18 protein-coding genes are annotated in these 20,309 nt (G+C 69.3%); 11 read left to right on the top strand and 7 right to left on the bottom strand.

The window, feature by feature from the left end:
* Window positions 1-20: 20 nt before the first annotated feature.
* The 3 genes from gltX to ABZX90_RS20315 form a co-directional block, all read right to left on the bottom strand.
* Window positions 21-1,490 (bottom strand): glutamate--tRNA ligase, encoded by a 1,470-nt coding sequence (gltX, locus tag ABZX90_RS20325; RefSeq protein WP_351123776.1) that lies wholly within the window; start codon window positions 1,488-1,490, stop codon window positions 21-23.
* Window positions 1,483-2,259: a fumarylacetoacetate hydrolase family protein gene (locus ABZX90_RS20320; protein WP_355206638.1), complete on the bottom strand. Its 777-nt coding sequence runs from the start codon at window positions 2,257-2,259 to the stop codon at window positions 1,483-1,485. Before ABZX90_RS20320 ends, gltX begins: the two co-directional genes overlap by 8 nt.
* A gap of 175 nt (window positions 2,260-2,434) precedes the next feature.
* Complete coding sequence (locus ABZX90_RS20315) at window positions 2,435-2,623, bottom strand: hypothetical protein (RefSeq protein WP_351123782.1); 189 nt, start codon at window positions 2,621-2,623, stop codon at window positions 2,435-2,437.
* Between the two features lie 596 nt (window positions 2,624-3,219).
* On the opposite strand from ABZX90_RS20315, the gene ABZX90_RS20310 reads away from it, so the two are divergent.
* The 8 genes from ABZX90_RS20310 to ABZX90_RS20275 all read left to right on the top strand — a co-directional run bounded on the left by ABZX90_RS20310 (window position 3,220) and on the right by ABZX90_RS20275 (window position 13,709).
* On the top strand, window positions 3,220-6,969 hold the full coding sequence (locus ABZX90_RS20310; RefSeq protein ID WP_351123785.1) for a nitrate- and nitrite sensing domain-containing protein: 3,750 nt from the start codon (window positions 3,220-3,222) through the stop codon (window positions 6,967-6,969).
* Between the two features lie 9 nt (window positions 6,970-6,978).
* Entirely contained in the window at window positions 6,979-7,392 is a 414-nt protein-coding gene (locus tag ABZX90_RS20305; RefSeq protein ID WP_266765867.1) for a roadblock/LC7 domain-containing protein, read from the top strand.
* A gap of 111 nt (window positions 7,393-7,503) precedes the next feature.
* The gene (locus ABZX90_RS20300; RefSeq protein ID WP_095936861.1) at window positions 7,504-7,902 is read left to right on the top strand and encodes a DUF742 domain-containing protein; all 399 of its coding nucleotides are present in this window, start codon (window positions 7,504-7,506) and stop codon (window positions 7,900-7,902) included.
* The gene (locus tag ABZX90_RS20295) at window positions 7,883-8,458 is read left to right on the top strand and encodes an ATP/GTP-binding protein (protein WP_028802395.1); all 576 of its coding nucleotides are present in this window, start codon (window positions 7,883-7,885) and stop codon (window positions 8,456-8,458) included. The genes ABZX90_RS20300 and ABZX90_RS20295 overlap by 20 nt, the downstream gene beginning before the upstream one ends.
* A 351-nt stretch (window positions 8,459-8,809) precedes the next feature.
* Window positions 8,810-12,028, top strand: coding sequence for a nitrate- and nitrite sensing domain-containing protein (locus ABZX90_RS20290; RefSeq protein WP_355206633.1), 3,219 nt, complete (start codon window positions 8,810-8,812; stop codon window positions 12,026-12,028).
* Window positions 12,029-12,039: 11 nt separating this feature from the next.
* Complete coding sequence (locus ABZX90_RS20285; protein WP_266763130.1) at window positions 12,040-12,453, top strand: roadblock/LC7 domain-containing protein; 414 nt, start codon at window positions 12,040-12,042, stop codon at window positions 12,451-12,453.
* A gap of 94 nt (window positions 12,454-12,547) precedes the next feature.
* Window positions 12,548-13,147 carry a DUF742 domain-containing protein gene (locus ABZX90_RS20280; protein ID WP_351123792.1) on the top strand — a complete coding sequence of 200 codons (600 nt, stop codon included), beginning with the start codon at window positions 12,548-12,550 and terminating at the stop codon, window positions 13,145-13,147.
* A complete protein-coding gene (locus ABZX90_RS20275; protein WP_351123795.1) occupies window positions 13,128-13,709 on the top strand; it encodes an ATP/GTP-binding protein in 582 nt (193 codons plus the stop codon). The genes ABZX90_RS20280 and ABZX90_RS20275 overlap by 20 nt, the downstream gene beginning before the upstream one ends.
* 261 nt (window positions 13,710-13,970) lie before the next feature.
* On the opposite strand, the gene ABZX90_RS20270 is transcribed toward ABZX90_RS20275, so the two are convergent.
* From ABZX90_RS20270 to ABZX90_RS20260, 3 genes are all read right to left on the bottom strand, one after another.
* Complete coding sequence (locus ABZX90_RS20270) at window positions 13,971-14,165, bottom strand: acyl-CoA carboxylase subunit epsilon (RefSeq protein WP_266763125.1); 195 nt, start codon at window positions 14,163-14,165, stop codon at window positions 13,971-13,973.
* Between the two features lie 57 nt (window positions 14,166-14,222).
* Window positions 14,223-15,830, bottom strand: a complete 1,608-nt coding sequence (locus tag ABZX90_RS20265; protein WP_351123799.1) for an acyl-CoA carboxylase subunit beta — start codon at window positions 15,828-15,830, stop codon at window positions 14,223-14,225.
* Window positions 15,831-16,082: 252 nt separating this feature from the next.
* Window positions 16,083-16,580, bottom strand: coding sequence for a hypothetical protein (locus tag ABZX90_RS20260; protein WP_351123802.1), 498 nt, complete (start codon window positions 16,578-16,580; stop codon window positions 16,083-16,085).
* 290 nt (window positions 16,581-16,870) lie between these two features.
* On the opposite strand from ABZX90_RS20260, the gene ABZX90_RS20255 reads away from it, so the two are divergent.
* Both ABZX90_RS20255 and ABZX90_RS20250 read left to right on the top strand, forming a co-directional pair.
* Window positions 16,871-17,491 (top strand): YceI family protein, encoded by a 621-nt coding sequence (locus ABZX90_RS20255; RefSeq protein WP_351123805.1) that lies wholly within the window; start codon window positions 16,871-16,873, stop codon window positions 17,489-17,491.
* 340 nt (window positions 17,492-17,831) lie between these two features.
* Window positions 17,832-18,323, top strand: coding sequence for an N-acetyltransferase (locus tag ABZX90_RS20250; RefSeq protein WP_351123808.1), 492 nt, complete (start codon window positions 17,832-17,834; stop codon window positions 18,321-18,323).
* Window positions 18,324-18,370: 47 nt separating this feature from the next.
* Here ABZX90_RS20250 and ABZX90_RS20245 read toward each other — a convergent pair whose 3' ends face one another.
* Complete coding sequence (locus ABZX90_RS20245; RefSeq protein ID WP_355206627.1) at window positions 18,371-19,732, bottom strand: hypothetical protein; 1,362 nt, start codon at window positions 19,730-19,732, stop codon at window positions 18,371-18,373.
* Between the two features lie 209 nt (window positions 19,733-19,941).
* On the opposite strand from ABZX90_RS20245, the gene ABZX90_RS20240 reads away from it, so the two are divergent.
* Window positions 19,942-20,184, top strand: a complete 243-nt coding sequence (locus ABZX90_RS20240) for a hypothetical protein (protein ID WP_351123814.1) — start codon at window positions 19,942-19,944, stop codon at window positions 20,182-20,184.
* Window positions 20,185-20,309: the final 125 nt, after the last annotated feature.

Below are 20,309 nucleotides of genomic sequence, written 5' to 3'. Positions count from 1 at the left end.
CCTGCGCGTCCATCGTGTGCCTACGCGGCGAGCCGCTCCAGGGCGGCGTCGACGCGGGCCAGCGTCTTCTCCTTGCCCAGGATCTCCAGGGACTCGAAGAGCGGCAGGCCGACCGTGCGGCCGGTGACGGCGACGCGGACCGGGGCCTGCGCCTTGCCGAGCTTGAGGCCGTGCTCCTCACCGGCGGCCAGGACGGCCTCCTTGAGGGACTCCGGGGAGGACCAGTCGGCCGCGTCCAGCTTCTCGCGGGCCGTTCGGAGCAGGGCGTCGCTGCCCTCCTTCATGGCCTTCGTCCAGGAGGCCTCGTCGACGGCCGGCTCCGGCAGGAACAGGAAGTCGACGTTGTCCGTGATCTCGGAGAGGACCTTCATCCGCGACTGGGCGTGCGGGGCGATCGCCTGCCACTTCGCCTCGTCGAAGTCCTCCGGCGCCCAGGGCGCGAAGGGGGCGCGCAGCCAGGGGGCGCAGCGCTCGGTGAAGTCCTTCACGTCGAGCAGGCGGATGTGGTCGGCGTTGATCGCCTCGCACTTCTTCAGGTCGAAGCGGGCCGGGTTCGGGTTCACGTCCGTGACCTCGAAGGCGGCGACCATCTCGTCGACGGAGAAGATGTCGCGGTCCGCCGCGAGCGACCAGCCGAGCAGGGAGAGGTAGTTCAGCAGGCCCTCGGGGAGGAAGCCGCGCTCCCTGTAGAGGTTGAGCGAGGACTCCGGGTCACGCTTGGAGAGCTTCTTGTTGCCCTCGCCCATCACGTACGGGAGGTGGCCGAAAGCCGGGGTCTCCTTGGCGATGCCCAGCTCGGTCAGCGCCTTGTAGAGGGCGATCTGCCGCGGGGTGGAGGAGAGCAGGTCCTCGCCGCGCAGGACGTGGGTGATCTCCATCAGGGCGTCGTCGACGGGGTTGACCAGCGTGTACAGCGGAGCGCCGTTCGCGCGGACGATGCCGTAGTCCGGGACGTTCTCCGGGAGGTACGTGATCTCGCCGCGGACCAGGTCGTCGAACGTGATCGCCTCGTCGGGCATCCGGAAGCGGACGATGGGCGTGCGGCCCTCGGCCTCGTAGGCGGCCTTCTGCTCGGCGGAGAGGTCGCGGCAGTGGCCGTCGTAGCCGGAGGGCTTGCCGGCGGCGCGGGCGGCGTCGCGGCGGGTGTCCAGCTCCTCGGTCGAGCAGTAGCAGCGGTAGGCGTGGCCCGCGTCCTGCAGCTTGCGGGCGACATCCTGGTAGATGTCCATGCGCTGGGACTGGCGGTACGGCGCGTGCGGCCCGCCGATCTCGGGGCCCTCGTCCCAGTCGAAGCCCAGCCAGCGCATCGAGTCGAGCAGCTGGTCGTACGACTCCTCGGAGTCGCGGGCCGCGTCGGTGTCCTCGATGCGGAAGACCAGGGTGCCTTCGTTGTGCCGGGCGAACGCCCAGTTGAACAGGGCGGTGCGGACCAGCCCGACATGGGGGTTGCCGGTCGGGGAGGGACAGAAACGAACACGGACGTTAGCCACGCTTGATCACCTTGTTGGTGAGAGTGCCGATGCCTTCGATGGTGACGGCGACCTCGTCGCCGACGTTCAGGGGGCCGACCCCAGCCGGGGTGCCGGTGAGGATGACGTCGCCGGGGAGCAGCGTCATGGCCTCGGTGATGTTGACGATCAGGTCCTCGATGGAGTGGATCATCTCGCTGGTGCGGCCGAGCTGCCGCTGCTGCCCGTTGACCGTGCACTGGATGGTCAGGTCGGCGGGGTCCAGGTCCGTCTCCACCCAGGGGCCGAGCGGGCAGGAGCTGTCGAAGCCCTTGGCCCGGGCCCACTGCTTCTCGCGCTTCTGGACGTCGCGGGCGGTGACGTCGTTGGCGCAGGTGTAGCCCAGGATGACGTCCTTGACGCGCTCGCGCGGGACCTCTCGGCACATGCGGCCGATGACGACCGCGAGCTCGGCCTCGTGGTGCAGCTCGCTGGAGAAGGAGGGGTACTGGATCGGGTCGCCGGGGCCGACCACGGAGGTCGACGGCTTGAAGAAGGCGAACGGGGCGTCGGGCACCTCGTTGCCGAGCTCCTTGGCGTGCTCCGCGTAGTTGCGGCCGAAGGCCACGACCTTGTTGGGGAGCACCGGCGGCAGCAGCCGGACCTTGCTCAGCGGGACCTTCGTACCGGAGAGCTCGAAGTCCGCGAACGGGATGCCCTTGATGATGTCGAGGACGAGCTCGTCCGGCCTGTCGCCTTCGACCACGCCGAAAGCGACGTTGCCGTCGATGGAGAATCTGGCGATGCGCACGGGATCCTGGCGCCCCTCACTGAGCCGGCTGGAGTCTGACGCTCCAGGCTAACGCGGCAAGGGCTGCGGGCTTCGCGTATATCCGCCGGGACGGTGAGCGGCGGGGCGCCCGTCCGGCGCGGCGCGTGACCGGCGGGGGCGCGCCGGGCGCGGCCCCGCTCCGGGCACCGGGCTTCTATTCCGCGGCGGAGGCCGCGACCGGGATGTCCATCAGGACGGTGCGGCGGGGGTTGGCGGTCTGGAGGGGGAGGTCGAGCGAGTGCTCCGGCTGCTCCGGCGTCTGCAGGCCATCGGCGTCCTCGAGGTGCGCCAGCGTCGTGCGTCGCGGGTTGGCTATGTTGCGGAACATCATCGTCGTCTTCACCGTTGTACTCGACCTTGTCGTCCTGGGCGCCGTGGGGTCTGAAGAGCCCCGGATGGGCGCGGGTTGTCGGATTCGCCATCCCTGTAAAGCGTCAGGCTAAACATGCAATTCCCGGGCGATGCCGTGAAGACGCCATGATCGATGTGTGAGTTTCCTCACTCGCCGAGGGATGAACCGGTCAATTCCGACCCCCAACCCAGGCCGACTAAACGGACATTGCTCCACTGAAGCAATCATTCCGCTCCTGATCATCGCGACTGGGACACGGTACATACACCAGTAGCTCGTAGGGATACGCCCGGTATGTACGAGATCCCCTTACACATCTCGTGACCTGTCCCTCACATGCTGTCACGGAGGTCACAGCCTGGTACTCGGGCCTTGTTGGAGATCCTGCACTGTGCTGGAATTCCACGGACCGCCGCGGGTTAGGAACCGACGCGCAGGGGCGCAACGCAGCGCCGAGTGGCGGCGGGAAGGGGGAACCTGCGCCGGTCACTCAGACCAACAAGGGGCGCATCTGCGCTTCTTTGTACAACGCCGACACCGTCCCGCCGTTCAGCGGAGGGGCGCCTGGTCCAGAGGTTGCGACGCTAGTGCAGGGACGTTTCAAGAGGGATGGCAGCGCTTCGGCGGAGCCGGAGCCGCGCGGCGGGACCGACCGCGGTTCCTCGCCCCAGCACGCCCAGAACCCGGGACCGGCAGAGGTCGGCGGCAGCGGTGAACACTCCGCTCGCGCCGGCGCGAAGCCGAAGGCTCCCGCCACCACACCGGCCGCCAAGCCGAAGAGCAGCCCGAGCCACGGCTCGCGCGTCGCTCTGCGGAACTGGCGCATCTCGACGCGACTGGTCTCGCTGCTGGCGCTCCCCGTGGTCGCAGCGACCTCACTGGGTGCTCTCCGCATCAACCAGTCGATGGACGACATCCAGCAGCTCGACAACATGAAGCTGCTGACCGAGATGACCAAGCAGGCCACCGAGCTCGCTGTCGCGCTGCAGAAGGAGCGCGACCAGTCGGCAGGCCCGCTGGCGCACGGTGCCCCGTCCAACGACTACACGGTCAAGGGAGCGCGCGACGACACCGATGTCGCCAAGAAGCACTTCCTCGAGGGCACGCAGGACATCGACGACGCGGCGGCCAACGGCCAGCTGTCCGGTGTCCGCGACAGCCTCGTCGGTATCGCGAGTGAGCTGAACAAGCTCGCCAACATCCGCAGCGACGCCTACAACGACCCGCAGAACGCGACCCAGACGGTCGAGGCGTACCACCGCCTCGTCACCGGGCTCCTCGCGCTCTCCCAGGACATGGCCGAGGCGACCAGCAACCCGGAGATGATCCAGCGCACCCGTGCGCTGTCGGCCTTCTCCGCGGCCAAGGAGTACGCCTCCGTCCAGCGCGCCGTCATCGCCGCCGCACTGCCCGAGCGCCCGACGGTCTTCGGAACGCTCTCCAAGAACGACCAGCAGTACGCGCTCTCCGCACAGGAGAGCCAGGCGTCCGAGATCAGCAGCTTCAAGAACATCTACGGCGCCGCCAGCGCGGAGCTGCTCAAGCCGGTCGAGGGTGCCAGCCCGACGATCGAGTCCGCCGACCGGTACGCCAGGCGTGTGCTGAGCGGTCCTGAAGGTCTGAGGACGCAGAACAAGCGGTCCTACAAGGACTGGATCGACGACGACTCGTTCAAGATCGACCAGATGGGCAAGATCGAGACCACGCTGCTCGGCGAGATGGAGCAGAAGGCCCGTCAGCTGCGCAACGAGTCGCAGAGTGAAGCCATCGTCTCCGGTGTGCTGATCCTGCTCGTCCTCGGTGTCTCGCTCGTCGGCGCCTTCGTCGTGGCCCGGTCCATGATCCGCTCGCTGCGCCGCCTGCAGGACACCGCGACCAGGGTCGCCCAGGACCGCCTGCCCGAGCTGGTCAAGCAGCTCTCGGAGTCGGACCCGCAGGACGTCGACACCTCCGTCGAGTCGGTCGGTGTGCACTCCCGGGACGAGATCGGCCAGGTGGCCGCGGCCTTCGACGACGTGCACCGCGAGGCCGTCCGCCTCGCCGCCGAGCAGGCCCTTCTGCGAGGCAACGTCAACGCGATGTTCACCAACCTCTCGCGCCGTTCCCAGGGTCTTATCCAGCGCCAGCTCTCGCTCATATCCGAGCTGGAGTCCCGTGAGGCCGACCCCGACCAGCTCTCCTCGCTGTTCAAGCTCGACCACCTCGCGACCCGCATGCGCCGTAACGGTGAGAACCTTCTCGTTCTCGCCGGTGAAGAGCCCGGCCGCCGCTGGACCCGTCCGGTCCCGCTGGTCGACGTGCTCCGCGCCGCCGCCTCCGAGGTGGAGCAGTACGAGCGCATCGAACTCTCCTCGGTCCCGACCACCGAAGTCGCCGGCCGGGTCGTCAACGACCTCGTGCACCTCCTCGCGGAGCTGCTGGAGAACGCCACCTCGTTCTCCTCCCCGCAGACCAAGGTCAAGGTCACCGGTCACGCCCTGCCCGACGGCCGGGTGCTGATCGAGATCCACGACACCGGTATCGGCCTGTCCCCCGAGGACCTCGCCGCGATCAACGAGCGGCTCGCCGCTCCGCCCACGGTGGACGTCTCCGTCTCCCGCCGCATGGGTCTGTTCGTGGTCGGTCGTCTGTCGCAGCGTCACGGCATCCGTATCCAGCTGCGCCCGTCCGACTCCGGTGGTACGACCGCGCTGGTCATGCTGCCCGTGGACGTCGCGCAGGGCGGCAAGAAGCCCATGCCGAACAAGCCGGGCCAGGGTGCCCCGGGCGTCGGCGGCCCCACCGCCGCGCAGGCTTCGGCCGGTGTGGCCGCGGCCCGCCGGGGGAACGGCTCGCAGGGCGGTCCCTCGCTCGGCGCCGGTGCCCCCGCGGCCGGTGGTGGTTCCCTCGGTGCCCCGCCGCAGCGCGGACAGGTCGGCGCGGGCCAGGGTCCGCGGGCGGCACTGCCCACCAGCAACCAGGGCGGTCGCCCGGGTGCTCCCGGCGGAGCACGTGGTCCGCAGGGTCCCGGTGCCGGTCAGCAGGGCAGGCAGGCTCCGGCCGGTGCGAACGCCTTCGGGCAGAGCCCGCAGGGCTTCCCCGCCCAGAACGGCTCGCCGCAGCAGGGCTACGGCGACGGATCCGGCTCCCAGAACGCCTTCGGTGACACCTCCGGTGGTCGGCAGGGCGCGTTCGGTAACGGCAACGGCTCCGGCGCCCGTCAGAACGGCGACAGCGGCCCCGCGGCCGCCACGCCTCCGCAGGCACCGTCCGGCGGCAAGGGCAGCCGTCGTCGGCCGCAGCTTCCGGGGCGCGGTGGTGCGCGTGCCGAGCTGCCCGGCGGCGACACGGGCTCCCGCACGCCGAGCTGGAGCGACGACAACGCGCAGCCGCCCGTGCCGCGCACGTCCCTCGACACCCCGCGCGGTCACGAGGACCCCGACGCCACTTCGCGCATGCCGCGGATCGACGATCGCCAGGGCCCCGCCTCCACCTCGGAGTTCGCCCGCCCCGACTTCGACGCCCCGCGCCCCGGCGCGAGTGCGCCGCAGAACAACGGCCACCACACCGGCCAGTACCAGCGCCCGGACCTCTACGGTCCGGGCAACCCGTCCTCCGTCGGCCAGAACCCGGCCGGTACGGGACAGTTCGCCGGCCAGGGCTACGGTGCCTCCCAGGACCCGTCGTCCACCGGCCAGTTCGCTCAGCCGGGCTACGGAGCTTCCCAGGACCCCGCGTCCACCGGGCAGTACGCGATGCCCGGGTACGGCAACCAGCAGAACTCCTCGTCCACCGGGCAGTACGAGCGGCCGGGAACCCCGCAGCCGTCCGTACGTCCGCAGGAGCCCGAGGTGCTTCCGCCGGCCTCGAGCCCCGGTGACGGTCGTACCCCGCTGTTCGACACGCTGGAGACCAACTGGTTCCACGGTCAGGCGGACGGCGGCGCGCCCACCAACGGCGCTCCCCAGAGCAACGGTTCCCAGGGATCCGCGCAGGTTGTCCCCCAGCAACCGCAGACTCCCCCGGCTCCGCAGCAGCGGCCGGCCGCCGCACCGGCCACTGCTTCATGGCGCAGCTCTCCGAACGACGATCTCGTCAAGCAGGCAGAGCGCGCCCGTAAACCGTCGGCAGGCGGGGTCACCACCTCAGGCCTGCCGCGCCGCGTCCCGAAGGCCAACCTCGTCGCGGGCACGGCACAGCAGCAACAGCACCAAAGCGGTCCGCAGGTCTCGCGTGCGCCCGATGACGTACGCGGCCGGCTGACCAATCTCCGTAGGGGCATTCAGCAAGGTCGACAGGCCGCTCCCAACGGCCAGACCGGCAGCTTCCCCAGCCCCACTCACCAGCAGGAGCGTTAGTTGAGCCCGATGAGCCAGGCGGCACAGAACCTGAACTGGTTGATCACCAACTTTGTGGACAACACCCCCGGGGTGTCCCACACCGTCGTCGTGTCCGCCGACGGACTCCTTCTGGCAATGTCCGAAGGCTTCCCCCGCGACCGCGCAGACCAACTGGCGGCCGTGGCCTCCGGACTCACCTCGCTGACGGCCGGGGCCTCCCGGATCTTCGAGGGCGGAGCGGTGGCCCAGACGGTCGTGGAGATGGAGCGCGGATTCCTCTTCCTGATGTCCGTCTCGGACGGATCGTCTCTCGCGGTCCTCTCCCACCCGGAGTGCGACATCGGTCTCGTCGGCTACGAGATGGCACTGCTCGTCGACCGTGCGGGCGCTGTCCTCACGCCGGACCTGCGTGCCGAACTACAAGGCAGTCTGCTTCACTGACCGCCGCCGGATCCAGACACCGCACGAAATCACCGTCCGGCCGCCACAATCCCCCCACCGGCCCCAACAGACGGCACGACTGACCGACTTGCTGTCCCGCCCGGAGGATTCATGACCCCGCCCACCGCCTCTCATGATCCGTACGCTCAGCCGTACGAGGACGAGGGCGACCAGCCGCTGGTACGTCCGTACGCGATGACCGGCGGCCGGACCCGGCCGCGGTACCAACTCGCCATAGAGGCCCTGATCAGCACCACGGCCGATCCGGCCCAGCTGATGGGACTGCTTCCCGAACACCAGCGCATATGCCACCTGTGCCGGGAAGTGAAGTCGGTGGCCGAGGTGTCGGCCCTCCTGTCCATGCCTCTCGGTGTGGCCAGGATCCTCGTCGCGGACCTCGCGGAGGCCGGACTCGTCGCCATTCACCAGCCTGGCGGCGATGAGAACAACGGCGGCGCGCCGGACGTGACTTTGCTCGAAAGGGTGCTCAGTGGACTTCGCAAGCTCTGACGGAGGCCGGGCGACCACCTCCGCGAAGATCGTCGTAGCGGGTGGCTTCGGTGTCGGCAAGACCACGTTCGTGGGTGCCGTTTCCGAGATCAACCCGCTGCGCACCGAGGCCGTCATGACCTCCGCCTCGGCGGGGATCGACGACCTCACCCACACCGGGGACAAGACCACCACCACGGTGGCCATGGACTTCGGCCGTATCACCCTCGACCAGGACCTGATCCTGTACCTCTTCGGTACGCCGGGTCAGGACCGCTTCTGGTTCATGTGGGACGACCTGGTCCGCGGCGCCATCGGCGCCGTGGTCCTGGTGGACACCCGGCGTCTCGCCGACTGCTTCCCGGCGGTCGACTACTTCGAGAACAGCGGCCTGCCGTTCGTCATCGCCCTCAACGGCTTCGACGGTCACCAGCCGTACAACCCCGAGGAAGTACGCGAGGCTCTCCAGATCGGCCCGGACGCTCCGATCATCACGACGGACGCGCGACACCGTGCAGATGCGAAGAGCGCTCTGATCACCCTGGTCGAGCACGCCCTCATGGCCCGGCTGCGGTAGCAGCCAAGTAGACAGCTCCGTATGGAAGTTGTCGTAGACGCATTGGAGCCGACTGTGTCGTTTGACACGGTCGGCCACAGTGTTCATAACGTTTCGACAGAGAATTTCACTGGCCCCGACACGCATCGCGGTCGCCCGGTGCCACTGCGCTCATGAAAGCCCCGCCTTTTGGCGGGGCTCGCTCTTTATGACCGTTTTATCTGTGGTCAGTGCCACTCGGAATGTTGGATTCCGAGTGTTTGGAAGGGCGCCGCCTGACGTGCTGGAATGCGCTGAACTGCCCAGTAGTCAAGGGCGCTGGTAGATACCGCGGCACAACGTAGGTGCCGACGCCGAGAGGTTGTTGGTCGAGTGAGGCGAAGCATGAACGGTCCCGAGCCGTCGGCACGGGGCAACTTCACCCCGCCGCCGCGCGGAGCGGCGCCCGCACAGATGCCCGGCCCGGAGCCCACGCCGGCGCCCGCGCCGAGCGGCGGCCGTCTCTCCCCGCGCAACTGGCGCGTGCCGACGAGGCTGAACGCGATCCTGCTCATCCCCGTGGTGGTCGGCCTGGTCATGGGCGGCTTCCAGGTGAAGAGCTCGATCGACACCTGGCAGGAGGCCCAGGACGCCGAGAAGACGGCGCGCCTGGTGCAGGCGGCGCTGAACTACGGCGACAAGCTGTTCGTCGAGCGTGACGTCAGCGCGGCCCCGCTGCTCAAGCCCAAGCAGACCGCCGAGGACAAGGCGGCCGTCGCGGCCGTCCGCAAGGCCACCGACTCGGCCGCCGACGCCTTCGACGAGGCCGCCCAGAACATGCCGAAGACGGCAGGCCTGGAGCGACGCCTCGGCGTCTTCCGCAAGGTCGAGCCCAGCCTGGAGACCCTGCGCAAGGCCGCGTACACCACCAAGCTCTCCGGTGTGCAGACCGAAGAGGGCTACCTCCAGATCCAGCACCCGCTGATGGAGTTCGCCAACGAGCTCGGTCTGGGCACCGGAAACATCACCAGCTACGGCCGTACGGTCTACGCGATCTCGCTGTCCAAGGCCGCGCTGTCGCTGGAGCGGTCCATCGGCATGCACATGCTGATCAAGCCGGGCCCCGGCATCGGCAGCCTCGCCAGCCAGCGCGTCGCCCTCTCCTCGTACGCCTACCTCGAAGGCATCGCGGTCGAGGAGTACCTCGGTGGTGGCACCGAGGACGACGCCACCAAGCTCGAAGCGGCCCAGGCGAAGATCAAGGCGGATCTCACGGACCAGGCCAAGCAGGCCGCGGCCGACGACCCGAACTACGTGAAGCCGCCGGCGGACCCGATCACCATGGTCAAGGAGCTCGCGAGTCTCCCCTCCACGCTGGAGAGCGACCGCGTCACGCTCGCCACGAAGGGCATCACCCCGCAGAACTGGTGGGCGATCAACACCGCCAAGTACAACGCCTACCGCCAGATCGAGTCGGACCTCTCCGACAAGGCGGTGGCCGAGGCCGCGGACATCTCCGAGAACGCCCAGACCGACGCCTTCATCACCGGCGCCGTCGTCGTGGTCGCCCTGCTCGCCGCGTTCATCCTGGCCGGCATGGTGGCCCGCCAGATGAGCCGCGCGATGCGCCAGCTGCGCAACGCGGCCTTCAACGTCGCCGAGCAGCGCCTGCCGATGCTGGTCGACCAGCTCTCGCGCACCGACCCCGGCCGGGTCGACACCCGCGTGCAGCCCATCCCGATCACCACCACGGACGAGATCGGCGAAGTCGCCCGCGCCTTCGACCAGGTCCACCGCGAGGCCGTACGACTGGCCGCCGAGCAGGCCCTCCTGCGAGGCAACATCAACGCGATCTTCACCAACCTCTCGCGCCGCAACCAGTCTCTGATCGAGGGCCAGCTGACCCTGATCACCGACCTGGAGAACAACGAGGCCGACCCGGACCAGCTGGAGAACCTCTTCCGCCTGGACCACCTCGCGACCCGTATGCGCCGCAACGGCGAGAACCTCCTGGTCCTCGCCGGCGAGGAGCCCGGCCGCCGCTGGGACCAGCCGGTCCCGCTGGTCGACGTGCTGCGCGCCGCCTCCTCCGAGGTGGAGCAGTACGAGCGCATCGAGCTCTCGGGCGTCCCGGAGGCCGAGATCCACGGCCGCGCCGTGACCGACCTCGTGCACCTGCTCGCCGAGCTCCTGGAGAACGCGACCACATTCTCCTCCCCGCAGACCAAGGTCCGCGTCACCGCGACCCGTCTCCCGGACGGCCGCATCATGGTCGAGATCCACGACAAGGGCATCGGCCTCACCGCCGAGGACTTCGCGGACATCAACCACAAGCTGGCCAACCCGCCGACCGTGGACGCCGCGATCTCGCAGCGCATGGGCCTCTTCGTGGTCGGCCGACTGTCCGACCGGCACGGCGTCCGTGTCCAGCTGCGACCCTCGGGCGAGCAGGCCGGTACCACCTCGCTGGTCATGCTCCCCGACGCGATCACCCACGGTGGCGGCGGCGAGCACCAGCCGATGCGCGACGAGTTCACCGTGTCCCAGATCATTCCCGAGCAGCAGCAGTTCCAGGGCGAGAGCTTCGGGATCCAGCAGCAGCAACAGCCTGTGCTGACCGCCGCGGACCTCGGCTTCGACGACAGCCGCTACGAGGTCCCGGACGACGCCCGCGACCTCGACCCGGTCGGCCGTTCCCTGATGCGCGAGGAGCGCCGTGCGGCCCTGGAGGCCCAGGCGCAGGGCATGGAGGCCATCGAGGGCCCGCAGGGCTACGTGGAAGGCTTCGACGCCCAGCAGCCCGCCTACGACAACGGACAGCCGTCCTTCAACGGCGGCCCGGCGTACGACGGCGGCCAGGGTGTGCGCGAGGAGCAGCAGACCACCTACGACCAGCAGACGTCGTACGAGGAACCGCAGCAGGCCGCGTACGACGAGGCGTACTTCCCGTCCAGTGGCGGCTACCCTGAGCCCTCCTATGCGGAGCCGGAGCGCGCGGGAGCGGGCGGCCCCGCCCCGGAGACGCTGTCGGGCTTCGAAGAGCCGTCCTACCAGGACGACTGGCCGCAGCAGGACACGTACCAGAGCGCGTACCGATCCGAGTACGCTCCGCAAGCGGAGTCACCGCAGGCCGCCGACGTCAGTGAGCAGGACCGCGTAGGCTTCAGTCGTCCGGGACCGGCCCCCTCGGCCCCCCAGACGCTGACCGACGCCGGACTGCCTCGCCGCGGAGCCACCGCCGGTGGTACCGGCAACGGCCAGCGTCCCGTGGACCGGACGAGGGAGCAGGCGGCGCCGGCTTCCTCCGGGAACGCGGGCGACGACTGGCGCTCGTCCAACGACGACCGCTGGCAGCGCGCCGAGTCGCTCAAGAAGCCCAAGGCGGGCGGGGTCACCTCCTCCGGTCTGCCGCGGCGGGTGCCCAAGGCCAACCTGGTCGAGGGAACCGCGGAATCGACCCCCCAGGGCGGCCCCCAGGTCTCCCGCGCTCCTGAGGACGTCCGGGGCAGGCTGAGCAACCTGCGCCGCGGCGTGGAGCGGGGACGCAGTGCAGGTACTGACACGAACGGTCAGGGCTTCGGTTCTGACAGCACCTACAACCAGGAGCGTTAGTTGTGAGCCCGATGAGCCAGGCGGCACAGAACCTGAACTGGTTGATCACCAACTTCGTGGACAACACCCCCGGGGTGTCCCACACAGTGGTGGTCTCCGCCGACGGACTCCTTCTGGCTATGTCCGAAGGCTTTCCCCGCGACCGCGCCGACCAGCTGGCGGCAGTCGCGTCCGGTCTGACCTCGTTGACCGCGGGCGCGTCCCGTATCTTCGAGGGCGGCCATGTGAACCAGACGGTTGTGGAGATGGAGCGAGGATTCCTCTTCCTCATGTCCGTTTCCGATGGTTCGTCACTCGCAGTACTTGCACACCCCGAGGCGGACATCGGTCTCATTGGGTACGAGATGGCCCTTCTGGTGGACCGCGCGGGCACGGTCCTTACTCCGGATCTCCGTGCGGAGCTCCAGGGTGGCCTTCTCAACTAATAGACAGACGGTGCGAATTGGCGTCCCGTGGCCGTAAGGTTTCGGGACGCGGTCCCACAGTGATGGGTGCCCGGCACAGTCGGAGGAGGAGAAAGTGGTAACACCCCCAGGCGGTTCGTCTTCGGGCAACTGGTCGTACGGCCCCGGCCAGGGGCACGGCGGCCAGGGCGACGGTCCGCAGGACCCGAACCGGTACAACTTTCCCTCCGCGCCCAGCCAGCGACGGCAGCCGTACCCGCCCCAGGGTCCGCAGGGTCCCGGGCCGTCGCCGTACGACCAGCCGTCGGCACCGCGTATCCAGCCCGTCCAACCGCAGCGGCGCTCACCCGAGCCGTCGCCCGCGGGCTCCTCGAGCAACCCCCTGGTGCGTCCCTACGCCATGACGGGTGGCCGCACCAGGCCCCGCTACCAGCTCGCCATAGAGGCGCTGGTGCACACCACCGCGCAGCCGCACCAGATGCAGGGCCAGTTGCCCGAGCATCAGCGCATCTGCAACCTCTGCCGGGAGATCAAGTCGGTGGCCGAGATCTCGGCCCTGCTGACCATCCCTCTCGGTGTGGCCAGGATCCTCGTCGCCGACTTGGCGGAAGCGGGCCTGGTCGCCATTCATCAGCCGGGCGGCGACGAGAGCGCCGGCGGCCAGCCAGCCGTGACATTGCTCGAAAGGGTGCTCAGTGGACTTCGCAAGCTCTAGCGGAGGGCCTTCCCGCTCCACCACGTCCGCGAAGATCGTGGTGGCGGGCGGCTTCGGCGTGGGCAAGACCACGTTCGTCGGCGCCGTCTCGGAGATCAACCCGCTGCGCACCGAGGCCGTCATGACGTCTGCTTCGGCAGGGATCGACGACCTCACCCACACCGGGGACAAGAAGACCACGACGGTCGCCATGGACTTCGGACGTATCACCCTGGACCAGGACCTGATCCTGTACCTCTTCGGTACGCCGGGTCAGGACCGCTTCTGGTTCATGTGGGACGACCTGGTCCGCGGCGCCATCGGCGCGATCGTCCTGGTGGACACCCGGCGTCTCGCCGACTGCTTCCCCGCAGTCGACTACTTCGAGAACAGCGGCCTGCCGTTCGTCATCGCCCTCAACGGCTTCGACGGCAGCCAGCCGTACAACCCCGAGGAAGTACGCGAGGCCCTTCAGATCGGCCCGGACGCTCCGATCATCACGACGGACGCCCGGCACCGCGCGGACGCGAAGTCGGCGCTGATCACGCTGGTCGAGCACGCGCTGATGGCGCGGCTGCGCTAGCGCATCCCCCTCCGAGGCAACGGCCCCCGGTTCTCCGCCAGGAGAACCGGGGGCCGTTGTCGTGAGCCGCGCCGTCGAACTCCCGGCCCGTACCGGCCGAACTCCCGGCCCGTACGGCCCCGTTGGGCGGTGAGGTGGCCCCGCACCCCCGAACACCCCCCGGAACGCTCCCCGTTCGCGCCTGAGGGCCGTGGCGACCTCACGGACACACCACAGCCCCGCCCTCCAATCGGGAGGACGGGGCTGTCGGTGTTCAGACCCTCAGTGCCAGCTGTGCGGTGCCCGGAAGCCGGGCTCGCGCTCCAGTCGGCGCCAGCCTGCCTTCCGGTGGGCGCGGTGGGCAGGAGCGGCATCAGTGGGAGCGGCGGCGGCACGGGCCAGGAGGATCGCGGTGATGGCTGCGACCTCCTCGGGCTCGGCGTGGCCCTTCTCGACGCGGATGTCAGGGGTACTCATAGGTTTCAGTCTCCATGAGAGAGGTTTCCGCGGGGGTACCGCGGAGGATCCGCAGGGTTACTGCGGGGGGTTGCCGTGCTTGCGAGAGGGCAGGTCGGCGTGCTTGGTGTGCAGCATCGCGAGCGACTTGATCAGGATCTCGCGGGTCTCGGCGGGGTCGATGACGTCGTCGACCAGACCGCGCTCCGCCGCGTAGTACGGGTGCATCAGCTCGGCCTTGTACTCCTTGACCATCCGCACGCGCATGGCCTCGGGATCGGCGGCATCGGCGATCTGACGGCGGAAGATGACGTTGGCGGCGCCCTCGGCGCCCATCACGGCGATCTCGTTCGTGGGCCAGGCGTAGGTGAGGTCGGCCCCGATGGACTGGCTGTCCATGACGATGTAGGCACCTCCGTACGCCTTGCGCAGGATGAGAGAGATCCGCGGCACCGTCGCGTTGCAGTACGCGTAGAGCAGCTTCGCGCCGTGCCGGATGATCCCGCCGTGCTCCTGGTCGACGCCCGGGAGGAACCCGGGCACGTCCAGCAGCGTGATGATCGGAATATTGAAAGCGTCACACATCTGGACAAAGCGCGCAGCTTTTTCGGATGCCTCGATGTCGAGCACACCCGCGAGGCTCTGCGGCTGGTTGGCCACGATGCCGACGACCATGCCGTCGAGACGGGCCAGCGCGCAGATGATGTTGCGGGCCCAGCGCTCGTGGACTTCAAGGTAGTCGCCGTCGTCGACGAGCTCCTCGATGACCTTGGTCATGTCGTACGGGCGGTTGCCGTCGGCCGGGACCAGGTCCAGCAGCACCTCGCTGCGGCGGTCGGCCGGGTCCGCGGAGTCGGCCCGCGGCGGGTTCTCGCGGTTGTTCTGCGGGAGCATCGACAGGAGGTAGCGCACCTCGGCGATGCAGGTCTCCTCGTCGTCGTACGCGAAGTGGCAGACGCCGGAGGTCTCCGCGTGGACGTCGGCGCCGCCCAGGCCGTTCTGGGTGATCTCCTCGCCCGTCACGGCCTTGACCACGTCCGGTCCCGTGATGAACATCTGCGAGGTCTCGCGGACCATGAAGACGAAGTCCGTCAGGGCGGGGCTGTAGGCCGCGCCGCCCGCGCACGGGCCGAGCATCACCGAGATCTGCGGGATGACGCCGGAGGCCTTGGTGTTGCGCTGGAAGATGCCGCCGTAGCCGGCGAGGGCGGAGACGCCCTCCTGGATACGGGCGCCCGCGCCGTCGTTCAGGGACACCAGCGGCGCACCGGCCGCGATGGCCATGTCCATGATCTTGTGGATCTTCGTGGCGTGGGCCTCGCCGAGGGCGCCGCCGAAGATGCGGAAGTCATGGGCGTAGACGAAGACCGTGCGGCCCTCGACCGTTCCCCAGCCGGTGATGACACCGTCCGTGTAGGGCTTCTTCGCCTCCAGGCCGAAACCGGTCGCCCGGTGCCGGCGCAGCTGCTCGACCTCCTGGAACGAGCCCGCGTCCAGCAGCAGCTCGATGCGCTCCCGGGCGGTCAGCTTGCCCTTGGCGTGCTGCGCCGCGGTCGCCTTCTCGCTGGGGCCGCGCAGCGCCTCCGCACGGATCGCGTGGAGTTCCGCCACCCGTCCGCGGGCGTCCGTCGGTTCACCTGTGGTGCTCGTGGAGGTTGCGGTGTCGGCCTCGTCCAAAACGGTCATGTAGTGACCTTACGAAGTCCACCTAGGAAACAGGCCCGTCGACTCTGCACAGTCTCCGGACCGTTTTCCTGGTACCCCTGAACAGAAACGCCATCCCATGCAGGCGATCTGACTGCTCAGAGGGGCTTGGGCTTGTGGAGATCACACAAACTCTTCCACTGCGAGCCACCTCACATTCATGAGTGTCACATGCCGTCGCCGGGGTGACGCGGACCCCCCGTTCGGCGGTCCGCGCCCTTCCGAGCCGGCGGTTCAGCAGCCGCCGCAGTTGTAGTAGAGGACGTCCCAGTGGTTGCCCTCGTCGGCGTAGATGTTGCCGGCGCCGGACTTGTACTGCGGGGCGCCGTCGCCGCGCAGGCCAATGTAGGTGAAGTTGTTCTTGATGTAGGCGGTGACGCAGGTGTTCTTGCCGTAGTCGAGTTTGTAGCCGTTCCAGTGCGAGTAGGTGCCGCTCGCGTGGCCGGTCTCGGTGCCGCCGGTGATGTTGAGCGCGCAGCCGCTGGACCCCTTGAGGGTCTGGGCGCCCTGCGCGGTGGCGAGGTTGAGCTGCTCGAACGACGTACAGGTGGAGTTGTTGCGGTCGGAGCAGCCACCGGAGGAGGACCAGGTGATGCCGACCTGGCGGAACATCGAGGTCGCGGTGGCGTGACTGATCTTGGTGACCGCGAAGGCGTCGGTGGCGGTGCCGACGACGGCGACACCGGGAGCGACGACGAGGGCGAGAGCGGTCAGCGCGGATCTGAGCTTCATGCGGGGGGACCTTTCCTGCGGAGGACCGACGGGCGGCCGTACGGACGTACGGCCGTGCTTCCTGTGGGGCGGCAGTGCAGGGGGTGCACGCAGATGGTGCCCGAGCTCTACGCGCGTCCGCCAGAGGGCGGTGAGACATGACCCACCGTGACGCCGGAAACACACTCCGGATGATGTTGAAACTTGAACGGAATAGGTCTACGGTTGCCCTTGTTGAGCTCGTTGAACATTCAACAGATTGATGCCGTGGCTCTGAACGGAACCTCGGCCCGTCCCCCAAGGAGCACCTCATGGGCATCTTCGGCCGCAAGACCACCGACACCGCCGAGTCCTCGGCCACCGCGACGGCCACCGCCGTCAACCCGCACCTGGCCGCGCTGACCGGTGACTACACCATCGACCCGGCGCACTCGACGTTCGGCTTCGTGGCGCGGCACGCGATGGTGACCAACGTCAAGGGCAAGTTCAACGACTTCGAGGGCACGCTGCACCTGGACGGCGGCGACCCGGCCAAGTCGACGGCGACCCTCGACATCACGATGGACAGCATCGACACCGGGTCCGCGGACCGCGACGGTCACCTCAAGAGCGCCGACTTCTTCAAGACCGACGAGTTCCCGGTGATGACCTTCCGCTCCGTCAAGGCGGAGGCCCTGGGCGGCGACGACTACCGGATCACCGGCGACCTGGAGATCCTCGGCACCACCAAGCGGATCTCCATCGACCTGGAGTTCAACGGTGCCGCGAAGGACCCGTTCGGCAACGAGCGCGTGGGCTTCGAGGGCAAGGCCGAGATCCTGCGCTCCGAGTGGGGTCTCACCTGGAACGCCGCCCTGGAGACCGGTGGCGTCCTCGTCTCCGACAAGATCAAGCTGAACTTCGACATCTCGGCGATCAGGAACGCCGGCTGATCCACCGGCTCCCGTCGGCCCGCGTCGGCCGGCCTGTTCGCTCCGGCGACACCCCGAGCGCGCCCGCCCTCCTGCTCCCCGTACGGAGAGGGCGGGCGCTCCGGGTTGTCGGCACGCGGCGGCGGACCCTTCGGTGACAACGAACACGGCCCGGAAAGCGGCGCTCCGGCGCCCGCGTGCGGTCACGTCACCCGCCCCGCCCGCCTGCAACTCGCCGATGGCGCCCGCAGGCGCGCCGCGCTTCCTGTGAGCCCACTGGAGGGGCGCTCGGCCTCGCGGCGTCCGAGGGCCGCGATCAAACCCGGTGCGCGGCGCCCCGCCCGGTCGATAGCCTCCGCGTATGAACTGGCTGCCCGCTGATTTCGTTCATCCGTCGCGTGTCGAGGTGCCCGGAGGATGCCATCTGCGTCCGATCACCGGAGCGGACGCCGCCGTCGACTATCCGACCGTCATGGGGTCGCGGGAGCGGCTGTGGTCGATCTTCGGAGAGGCATGGGGGTGGCCCGCGGCGACGATGACGTACGAGGCGAATCTGAAGGATCTGGAGCGGCACGCGGCGGAGATCGCCGCCCACCAGTCCTTCAACTACGTGCTCTTCGACGCCACGGAGACGACCGAGTTCGGCTGTGTCTACATCGACCCGCCGGAGAAGGCGGGCGCCGACGCCGAGATCTCGTGGTGGGTGGTGGACGAGCGGGTGGGCACGGCGCTGGAGCGGGACCTGGATCTGCTCGTACCCCGCTGGATCGCCGAGGACTGGCCCTTCCGGCTGCCCCGGTTCATCGGGCGTGATCTGTCCTGGAGCGCATGGCTGGCCCTGCCGGACGCCTAGACCCTGACACCCGAGGCCGAGGGGGATCGGGGTGGGCTCCCCGGCTCTCAGAAGCCGCCGCCGCCGAAGTCGCCGCCGCCCCCGAAGTCGCCGCCCCCGCCCCCGCCGTCCCCGAAGCCGCCGCCGAAGTCTCCGGCGTCGAAGTCGGCACCGGAGACGTCACCGCCGTCGTAACCGCCGCCGAAGTCGCCGTAGCCGGTGCCGTAGGCGGCCCCGTACCCGGGGCTCGCCATCATGCTGCCGAGCACGGTGCCGACGAGCAGGCCGGGCAGCAGGCCGCCGCCGAAGTAGCCGCCCGCCCAGGGGCCGTACGCCGGGCCCGCGTCCCAGTACGGGCGGCGGCCGTAGTCCGTCTCGACCTCCCGGACCGCCGGGTCCTGGCCGTCGGCGAGGCGGATCCAGTCCGCCTTGCAGACCGGGACCTCGCGTGACGCGCCCCCGGCGGGGGTCCAGGCCGCGTCGGCGACGGACGGGCCGTGGCGGGGGTCGAAGAAGCAGGGCGCGCGGCGTTCGGGGACCGGCCGGCCCTCGCGGCGCGCGGCGAGCACGGCGAGGGAGAAGCGGCCCTCCTCCAGCGACTGGGTGACGGCGCGGACGTCCTCGGGGCGCTGGGCGGCTGCCATGAAGGACTTCGCCTGTTCGTAGGCGTCCAGCGCGCGTTCGTAGTCCGCGCGCATCGCGTCGTCGGCGCCCGCCTCCGCGGGGTGGAAGTCGAGACGGTCCAGTTCCTCGCCGAAGGCGGTGATGTCCTCGTCCACGACCACGCGGAGCCTGTCGAGCGCCGCCCGCTGCTCCTCTTCCTTCCGGCGCCGGTTGCGGCGTACGACCGTGTACGCACCCGCGCCGCCGACGACCGCCAGCGCGCCGACCGTGATCAGCGCCCCGGTGGAGACGCCTCCGCTGTCGTTGCCGCCGCCCCAGCTCGCCGGCGCCGAACCGTGGATGTTGGCGAGCGCGCTGTCCGTGAAGTCGTTCAGCTGGGTGTTCGCGTCCTTCACGCCCTGGACACTGGTGACGAGGTTCTGCACGGCGGAGCGGGACATCACCGCGGAGTCGGCGCGGGCGTCGAAGCGGTCGCCGAGCCTGATCTCGTACAGACCGGTGATCCCGGTGGCGGTCCGCAGGTTCTGGAAGAGGTTCTGGGTGGGGAAGTCCGCGGGGAGCACGGCGACGAAGACCGGCTTGTCGGCCTTCTTGATCTTGGCGGCCAGGGCGTCGGCCTCCGTCGCGGAGAGCTGGGCGGAGGCGGCCGGGTCCACATAGACAGGGCTCTCCCGCAGGGCCGCCGCGACGGTGGAGACGTCGGTGGCCGCGTGCGCCCGGGGCGCCGGGAACCACAGTGTCGCCAGGGCCGCGAGCATCAGTGCGACCAACAGGCCTGGAAGTCCTCGGGTGCGTGCGGCCCTCATGCCTTCGAAGCTACCCGAACCAGAGCAAAACTGGACATTGGGAGAGCGACGCCTGCGGGCGGCCGGACTCCGGCGCGCCCGCTTCACTGTCGCGACGGGGCGCGCTACGGCGGCGCCCGGCTCACTGTCCTGCAACGATCCGATTCCGCATAGCGGAATTGTGGGCTCCATCACAGCATTCAATGGCATGTACCTGCTGAAGTGATCGCATGCTCGGACTCATCATTCGCGTCCTCCCGTTCTGGGTGCGCGAGCCTCTGCTCATCGCCGTCGGCATCCCCTTCAGCGGCTTCCTCTTCTACGCCGCGGCCCGGGACGGGGAGCCGCTCATGGCGCTCCTCGGCCTCGCGGTCCTCGTGTTCACCGCGATCCGGGTGCACACCGTCGTCAAGGCCCTGCAAGCCCGCAAGCAGTCCAAGGAACTCAAGGGCGCCGCGCCGGCCGCGCCGTAGGGACCGAGGACCGGAACGCGCGCCGGCCGGGGCCCCTGCGGAACACGGAGATCACGGCTTTCTCCAGGACGTGGCCCGCGCTCTTGCAGCGGAGCTTCGACGGAATCGCCGATCGGCGGTCGCCG

Source organism: Streptomyces sp. NPDC002935, assembly GCF_040611295.1.
In the GTDB taxonomy this organism is placed as follows: domain Bacteria; phylum Actinomycetota; class Actinomycetes; order Streptomycetales; family Streptomycetaceae; genus Streptomyces.
The sequence above is the reverse complement of the archived record's forward strand: the minus strand, read 5'-3'. Positions and strand labels throughout refer to the sequence as shown.